Origin of the sequence: Nocardioides sp., from assembly GCF_035703625.1 — a bacterium.
GTDB lineage: Bacteria > Actinomycetota > Actinomycetes > Propionibacteriales > Nocardioidaceae > Nocardioides.
This window is the reverse complement of the sequence record NZ_DASSXS010000078.1, coordinates 1-6,744: the sequence shown is the minus strand read 5'-3', so window position 1 is coordinate 6,744 and position 6,744 is coordinate 1. Positions and strand designations below refer to the sequence as shown.

Annotated in this window: 8 protein-coding genes and 1 pseudogene; 4 read left to right on the top strand and 5 right to left on the bottom strand. The window is 71.0% G+C overall.

Annotated elements, in window-relative coordinates; translation table 11 throughout:
- Window positions 1-830 (bottom strand): Hsp70 family protein (locus tag VFN12_RS04050; protein ID WP_325117307.1); only part of this gene is annotated, 830 nt, incomplete at its 3' end.
- A gap of 215 nt (window positions 831-1,045) precedes the next feature.
- Here VFN12_RS04050 and VFN12_RS04045 point away from each other — a divergent pair.
- Window positions 1,046-2,161, top strand: a complete 1,116-nt coding sequence (locus VFN12_RS04045) for an alpha/beta hydrolase family protein (RefSeq protein ID WP_325117306.1) — start codon at window positions 1,046-1,048, stop codon at window positions 2,159-2,161.
- 149 nt (window positions 2,162-2,310) lie between these two features.
- On the opposite strand, the gene VFN12_RS04040 is transcribed toward VFN12_RS04045, so the two are convergent.
- A complete protein-coding gene (locus tag VFN12_RS04040; protein WP_325117305.1) occupies window positions 2,311-2,706 on the bottom strand; it encodes a GNAT family N-acetyltransferase in 396 nt (131 codons plus the stop codon).
- 85 nt (window positions 2,707-2,791) lie between these two features.
- On the opposite strand from VFN12_RS04040, the gene VFN12_RS04035 reads away from it, so the two are divergent.
- Window positions 2,792-3,637 (top strand): aldo/keto reductase, encoded by an 846-nt coding sequence (locus tag VFN12_RS04035; protein ID WP_325117304.1) that lies wholly within the window; start codon window positions 2,792-2,794, stop codon window positions 3,635-3,637.
- 6 nt (window positions 3,638-3,643) lie between these two features.
- Window positions 3,644-4,852: an MFS transporter gene (locus VFN12_RS04030; protein ID WP_325117303.1), complete on the top strand. Its 1,209-nt coding sequence runs from the start codon at window positions 3,644-3,646 to the stop codon at window positions 4,850-4,852.
- 7 nt (window positions 4,853-4,859) lie between these two features.
- Here VFN12_RS04030 and VFN12_RS04025 read toward each other — a convergent pair whose 3' ends face one another.
- From VFN12_RS04025 to VFN12_RS04015, 3 genes are all read right to left on the bottom strand, one after another.
- Window positions 4,860-5,438, bottom strand: a complete 579-nt coding sequence (locus VFN12_RS04025) for a hypothetical protein (RefSeq protein ID WP_325117302.1) — start codon at window positions 5,436-5,438, stop codon at window positions 4,860-4,862.
- Window positions 5,439-5,539: 101 nt separating this feature from the next.
- Window positions 5,540-6,022, bottom strand: a complete 483-nt coding sequence (locus VFN12_RS04020) for a nitroreductase family deazaflavin-dependent oxidoreductase (RefSeq protein ID WP_325117301.1) — start codon at window positions 6,020-6,022, stop codon at window positions 5,540-5,542.
- Window positions 6,023-6,024: 2 nt separating this feature from the next.
- A complete protein-coding gene (locus tag VFN12_RS04015; RefSeq protein WP_325117300.1) occupies window positions 6,025-6,447 on the bottom strand; it encodes a nuclear transport factor 2 family protein in 423 nt (140 codons plus the stop codon).
- An 88-nt stretch (window positions 6,448-6,535) separates the two neighbouring features.
- Between VFN12_RS04015 and VFN12_RS04010 the strand changes: the two are divergent.
- A pseudogene (locus tag VFN12_RS04010) lies at window positions 6,536-6,744 on the top strand (LLM class F420-dependent oxidoreductase); the annotation flags it as partial.

The following is a 6,744-nucleotide window of genomic DNA, read 5'->3' as shown; positions in this document are numbered from 1 at the left end:
TGGAACTTGGCCCGGGTGAGCTGGTAGTCGAGGTGGAGCGGGCCGGCGTCGGTCGCGGTGATGAACGGCAGGTTGATCTGGGTCTGCTGCACCTGCGAGAGCTCGATCTTGGCCTTCTCGGCGGCCTCCTTGAGGCGCTGGAGGGCCATCTTGTCCTTGGAGAGATCGACGCCGTGGTCGTTCTTGAACGACGTGATCAGCCAGTCGATGACCTCCTGATCCCAGTCGTCGCCGCCGAGCAGCGGATCGCCGTTGGTGGCCTTCACCTCGACGATGCCCTCGCCGGTCTCGAGCAGCGAGACGTCGAAAGTGCCGCCACCGAGGTCGAAGACGAGGATCGTCTGGTCGTCGCCCTTGTCGAGGCCGTAGGCGAGCGCGGCCGCGGTCGGCTCGTTGACGATGCGCTGCACGGTCAGGCCGGCGATCTCGCCGGCCTCCTTGGTCGCCTGGCGCTGGGCGTCGGAGAAGTACGCCGGCACGGTGATGACGGCGTCGGTGACCGGCTCGCCGAGGTAGGCCTCGGCGTCGCGCTTCAGCTTCTGCAGCACGAACGCGCTGATCTGCTGGGGCGTGAAGGTCTTGTCGTCGATCTTGGCCGACCAGTCGGTGCCCATGTGTCGCTTGACCGACCGGATGGTCCGGTCGACGTTGGTGACGGCCTGCCGCTTGGCGACCTCGCCCACCAGCACCTCGCCGGACTTGGCGAAGGCGACGACCGAGGGGGTGGTGCGGGCGCCTTCCGCGTTCGCGATGACGGTGGGTTCGCCACCTTCGAGGACGGAGACGACGGAGTTGGTCGTCCCGAGGTCGATGCCGACCGCACGTGCCATTGCTTGCTACCTCCACTTGAGATGTTCAGGAACCGGGGCCATCCTGCGCCGCGGGCGGCGAGTCTGGCAAATAAGTTGAGTCGCTTCAACTCAACTCTGTCACGTGGCTCAACGAGCGCCGGCCCGGCTTTGTTCCCCCTGACCCGGTGCCGGGCGTCGCGGGCGCTCTCGCCGAACGCGGGTCAATCTTGGCGCGATCACCCAGAATGGAACCCGTGCGACCGGGACTGCTCACCACCCTGCTGCCCAGCCTCGTGCTGGTGGTGTGCGGATGCACCGGCACGGGTGGGCCCGCCGGCGACGACGGCCCCGCGGCGGAGAGTCCCCAGGATGCCCCCTCGACGTCCGAGTCCCCGTCCGAGTCCCCGTCCCAGTCCCCGTCCCAGTCCCCGTCCCGACCCACGAGGACCCGCGCGCCCGAGCCCGTCCCGCCGGTGTCGGTGCCCGGCCTGGCCGAGCAGCGCCACCACGGCGACCGGCTGCGGCTCGGGGCGGTGCGCGAGCAGACGGCCGCCTACACCTCGTACGACATCACCTACCGCAGTCGCAGCACCACCGGTCGCGACCAGGGCGGCCAGGAGAGCTACACGATCAGCGGCGTGCTCAACGTGCCCACCGGCCGTGGGCCGTTCCCGGCGGTCGTGCTGGCCCACGGCTACATCGACCCGGCCTTCTACGTGCGCGGCCAGGGCATGACCCGCGAGCGCGGGTACCTCGCCTCCCGCGGCTACATCGCGTTGCACGTCGACTACCGCAACCACGCCGAGTCCGACGACGATCCGAACTACCAGAACCGGATGCGCCTCGGCTACAGCGCCGACGTCATCAACGCGGTCAAGGCCCTCCGCGTGTCCCGGGAGGTGCCTGTCGACGACGACCGGGTGGCGCTCTTCGGCCGGTCGATGGGCGGCGGGGTGATCCTCAAGGCCCTGGTCGCCGCGCCCGGCCTGGTGCAGGCGGCGGCCCCCTGGGCGTCGGTCTCCTCGCGCGAGGCACAGAACTACCGGCAGTTCATGGCCGACGACCCCGACGACGCCGCCGTACGCAGCGAGCTGATCTCCCGGCACGGGACGCCGGCCGAGAATCCCGCCTTCTGGCGCCAGAACTCCTCACGCCCCTACTTCGACGAGATCACCGAACCGGTGCTGATGGTGCACGGCACCTTCGACGACACCTGCCCACCCGGGTGGGCCCGCGCGACGCACCGTGCCCTGGTGGCGGCCGGGGTGAACTCCCGGCTGGAGTGGTACGACGACGGGCACGCGTTCGGTCCGAGCTTCAACGCCGCGATGAACCGCACCGTCCGGTTCTTCGACGCCCGACTCGGCTGACCCGCCTCCTCGCGCCGGAGCGGGACCGACCACGAGGCAGACGCGTCGCCCTCCCCACGATCCGCCCGTCTCGGGCACGGTTCGCCTCGTTGGGTGCACCCCGGTCGGGAGTGCGCCTCGGCCGGAGCGGCCATGCTCGGGGTGACCGGTCACGCTCCCGGGTAGAGGCGGTAGCCGGCCATCGGCTTGTGCGCGAACCGCTCGTAGAACCCGGCGGCGGCGGCGTCGGTCACCAGGTCCATCCGCAGGGTTCCCGTGGCCTGGAAGGTGGCGACGAGCAGCAGCCGGCCGATCCCACGCCGACGGTGGTCGGGGTGCACGGCCAGGAAGCTCAGGTGTGACTGGAGGACGCCGTCGCCGACCGCCTGCGCCCAGCCGACGAGCCGGTCGCCGGCGAGGGCGACGTAGGCGACCGAACCGGGCGCGGAGCAGACCTCGGTGACCACGGCCGCATCGGTGAGCGAGGGCCACTGCACCGTCGTGGACAGCCGGGCGATCGTCGCGGCATCGGGCTCCTCGAACGGGCGGATGTCCACCGTGGTCATGCGCCGGACTCTAGGACGTCGGGCACCGCCGCGGGTGACCACCGGGCGGTCGATGAGCCCGACGCGGGCATGATTGGCTGGGGCCATGACCGTTCCCACCATCACGCTCCACGACCAGACCGCGATCCCCCAGCTCGGATTCGGCGTGTTCCAGGTGCCGCCGGACCAGACGGCCAAGACGGTGCTGAACGCCTTCGAGGTGGGCTACCGCCACATCGACACCGCGCAGATGTACCAGAACGAGGCCGGGGTCGGCGAGGCCATCGCCACCTCGGGCATCCCGCGCGAGGAGCTCTACGTCACCACCAAGCTCAACAACGGCTTCCACCGGCCCGACGACGCCCGGCGCTCGCTCGACGAGTCCCTCTCGCGCCTGGGACTGGACCGGGTCGACCTGTTCCTCATCCACTGGCCGCTGCCCACGCGCTACGACGGCGACTTCGTCTCGACGTGGCAGACGATGGCCGAGTTCGTCGAGGACGGCCGGGCCACGTCCGTCGGGGTCTCGAACTTCGAGCCGTCGCACCTCGACCGGATCATCTCCGAGACCAGCGTCGTGCCCGTGCTCAACCAGGTGGAGGTGCACCCCTTCTTCGGCAACGAGGACGTCCGCGCCGCCTGCGCGCGGCACGACATCGCCGTCGAGGCGTGGGCACCGATCGCCCGCGGCAAGGTCGCCGACGACCCCACGATCACCGGGATCGCCGACCGCCTCGGCCGGACGCCGGCGCAGGTGGCCCTGCGCTGGCACGTGCAGCGGGGCGACATCGTCTTCCCCAAGACGGTCACCCCGGAGCGGATGCGGGAGAACTTCGACATCTTCGACTTCAAGCTCTCCGACGACGACATGTCGACGATCACCGCGCTCGACCGCGGCGAGGAGGGTCGGGGCGGTCCCCATCCGGACACGTTCGACATGATCCCCGACTGACCCTGGGTGGCGACGCCACGGGAGGCTGACTTCCGGCTCCGGGACATCGCGGTCGCGGCCTACGGACCCTCCGCGATCAGCGCGATCGGGTACGGCGCGATCATGCCCGTGCTGGCGCTGCAGGCCCGGGCGCTGGGCGCGGACGTGAGCACGGCCGCGTTCGTCGTGGCGCTGTGGCCGCTCGGCATGCTGGCGACCTCGCTGCCCGCCGGCGCCGTGGTGGCGCGCCTCGGCGAGCGGACCACGCTGCTGCTCGCGGGGCTCGTCGATGCGGTGGCCATGGTGGCGGCCGCGCTGTCCACGACCGTGTGGCAGCTCGGCGTGTGCGTCGCGGTCAGCGGCGGGGCGTGGACGGCGTTCCTGATCGCCCGGCAGGGCTACCTGATCGAGGCGGTCCCGATGTACTGGCGAGCGCGCGCCATGTCTCTGCTCGGCGGCACCTTCCGGGTCGGCGTCCTGGTCGGCCCGATGATCGGGGCCCTGCTGATCGCGCTCTCCGACATCCGCGCCGTGTTCCTGCTCTCCGGGGCCACCTCGGTGGCCGCAGCCCTGCTGGCGCTGGTGATGCCGGACCTCGGCGTCGAGAGTCGTACGGCGCAGCGCGAGGCCGGGCACGCGTCCGTGCGATCGGTGCTGGCCGCCCACCGGCACACCCTGCTCACCCTCGGCGTGGCCGTGATCGTGATCGGCGCGTCCCGCTCGATCCGCGCCAGCCTGCTGCCGCTGTGGGCGGACGGGATCGGGATCTCGGCGAGCACCACCTCGCTGATCTTCGCGGCGGCGGCCCTGATCGACGTCCTGTTCTTCTTCCCCGGCGGGTGGCTGATGGATCGCCGGGGCCGGGCGCTGGTCGCCGTGCCCGTGGTCCTCTCCGTCGCCATCGCCTGCTTCCTGCTCCCGCTCACCGCGACCGTCGCCGGGGTGACCGCGGTGATGGTGCTGATCGCGGTCGGCAACGGGTTGGGCTCCGGCATCGTGATGACGCTGGGCGCCGACACCGCCCCGGAGGTCGGCCGCGCGCAGTACCTCGGCGGCTGGCGCCTGTGCGGCGACATCGGCAACAGCGGCGGGCCGCTGCTCGTCAGCGCCGTCGCCGCGGCGGCGCCCCTGGCGGCCGCCTGCCTGGTGCTGGGCGTGCTCGGCCTGCTCGGGACCGGATGGGTGGGCTACTGGACCCACCGGCTCGACGTCCGCCGGACCGGTCCGGCCGGGTAGCGACCCGTCAGCCGATGGTGACCCGGACGTCGTTGGACACCAGCCCGCTGTCGGTGTCGGCGACGCGGAAGCGGTTGACGCCCCCCTGGCTGGTCTGCACGTAGGTCGCGAAGGTCTCGTCGCTGACCGAGACCGTGACCGGGAAGGCCTGCCACGAGCCGCCCTCGAAGCGCTGGACCTGCAGGATCGCGCCCTCCCCGCCGGGGTAGACCCCCGTCAGGTCGATCTGCTCCATGGGCGCCACCGAGGACTGGGACGCCGAGAGGGAGATCTCCTTCTCGGGCTTCTTCGACGGCTTGGCGGCCGGCTTCTTCGACGGCTGCTCCGAGGGGGACTCGGTCGCCCCCGGCGCCAGGGTGATCAGCGGGCCGCTGGGACCGGTGGTCTTCTCGGGACGCGGCAGGTAGAGCGACTCCTGCGAGGTGGACTGCGCCGAGGCGTCCTCGCCGTCGAGACCGAGCATGCGGGTGCCGGCGAGTGCGGCCAGGCCGACGATCAGGCCGACCACCAGGCCGACGCCGACCAGCGCGAGGAGCCCCGCGGCCACGGGGTGCTTCTCGCCGTCCGGAAGGACTCGGTCGGGCACGAGCTGCTCACTCCCCTGCTCTCGGGTTCAGGAATCCCCGCCATTGTCCCCGACTGACCGATCCCGCACCAATCCCGACGACGGGTGGACGGGAGCGCGGGTCAGCGGGGCTCGAGGATCACGACGGGGATCTCCCGGTCCGTCCACGACTGGTAGTTGTCGTAGTCGGCGTACGTCTCGACCAGCCGCGGCCAGAGGGCGGCCCGCTCCTCGGGTGAGGCGGTGCGGGCGCGCACCCGGCGTACGTCGCCCTTGATCTGCAGCTGGGTGTCCGGATGGGCCATCAGGTTGCGGTACCACTGCGGATCCCTGGCCATGCCGCCGGTCGAGGCGACGACCACGACGTCAGGACCGTCGAGCAGGTAGAGCAGCGGGCTCGTGTAGGTGCGGCCCGACTTCTTGCCGACGTGGTCGAGCAGCAGGACGGGCGCAGGCTTGCGGAAGGCGGCTCCCACGCGGAACGTCGCTCCGATCCGCCCCTTGGTCGCCCGGTAGACCGCGACGTGGGCGCGGCCGGCGTACTTCATGATCCGGCGCGTCGCCGGTGACTCGAGCCCCTTGGGGCGGGGCTTCGGATCGGCCATGGTCAGAACCCTCTCGTCCAGACGACGTCGTCGAGCAGCCGCGTCGACCGCCATCCTTGCGGAGTCCTCCGCAGCTCGTGGTGGTAGTAGCCGCCGACCTCCCACAGCTTCTCGCGTCCCTCCGGGTCGATCGAGACCATCGGGTTGGTGAAGTACGCCGTCGCCCGCGCCTCGTCGCCCGCGAGCTCGATCGAGACCTGGCCGATGATGTGCTGGTAGCGGTCGAAGCCGGCCAGTCCCTCCGCGATCCACGGCTTCACGACGCGCGGCACGTCGGCCGGTCCGCCCACCGGCGAGTAGTCGAGGACGGCGTCGTCTGTGAAGACCTCGTCCAGGTCGTCCCAGGAGCGGGTGTCGACCGCGCGCGTGTAGCGGGTGATCAGGTCGACGATCTCCTGGCGGTCGCTCAGCTCCTGCTGCTCCATGGACCGAGTCTGGCACGAAACTGAAACACGTTCTATCCTTCGAGACGGTCGCAGAGCGACCTCCCCAGGAACCGGAAAGGCTGTGGCAATGCGGTTCACCTACGCCGAGGCGATGACCCAGGCCCTGTACTACGCGCCCCTGGCCCAGGCGGCGGAGGCGGCCGGCTACACCAGCATGACCGTGGCGGACAGCCTGATCTACCCGCAGGAGTCCGACTCGACCTACCCCTACACCGACACCGGCGACCGGGAGTTCCTCGAGGACAAGGAGTTCATCGAGACGATGGTGCTGACCGC

Excerpts from the sequence above, each read along its gene's own strand:
- VFN12_RS04040 (WP_325117305.1), bottom strand. The coding sequence starts at position 2,706 with ATGACCACGGTGGACATCCGCCCGTTCGAGGAGCCCGATGCCGCGACG.
- VFN12_RS04035 (WP_325117304.1), top strand. The coding sequence starts at position 2,792 with ATGACCGTTCCCACCATCACGCTCCACGACCAGACCGCGATCCCCCAG.
- VFN12_RS04020 (WP_325117301.1), bottom strand. The coding sequence starts at position 6,022 with ATGGCCGATCCGAAGCCCCGCCCCAAGGGGCTCGAGTCACCGGCGACG.
- VFN12_RS04015 (WP_325117300.1), bottom strand. The coding sequence starts at position 6,447 with ATGGAGCAGCAGGAGCTGAGCGACCGCCAGGAGATCGTCGACCTGATC.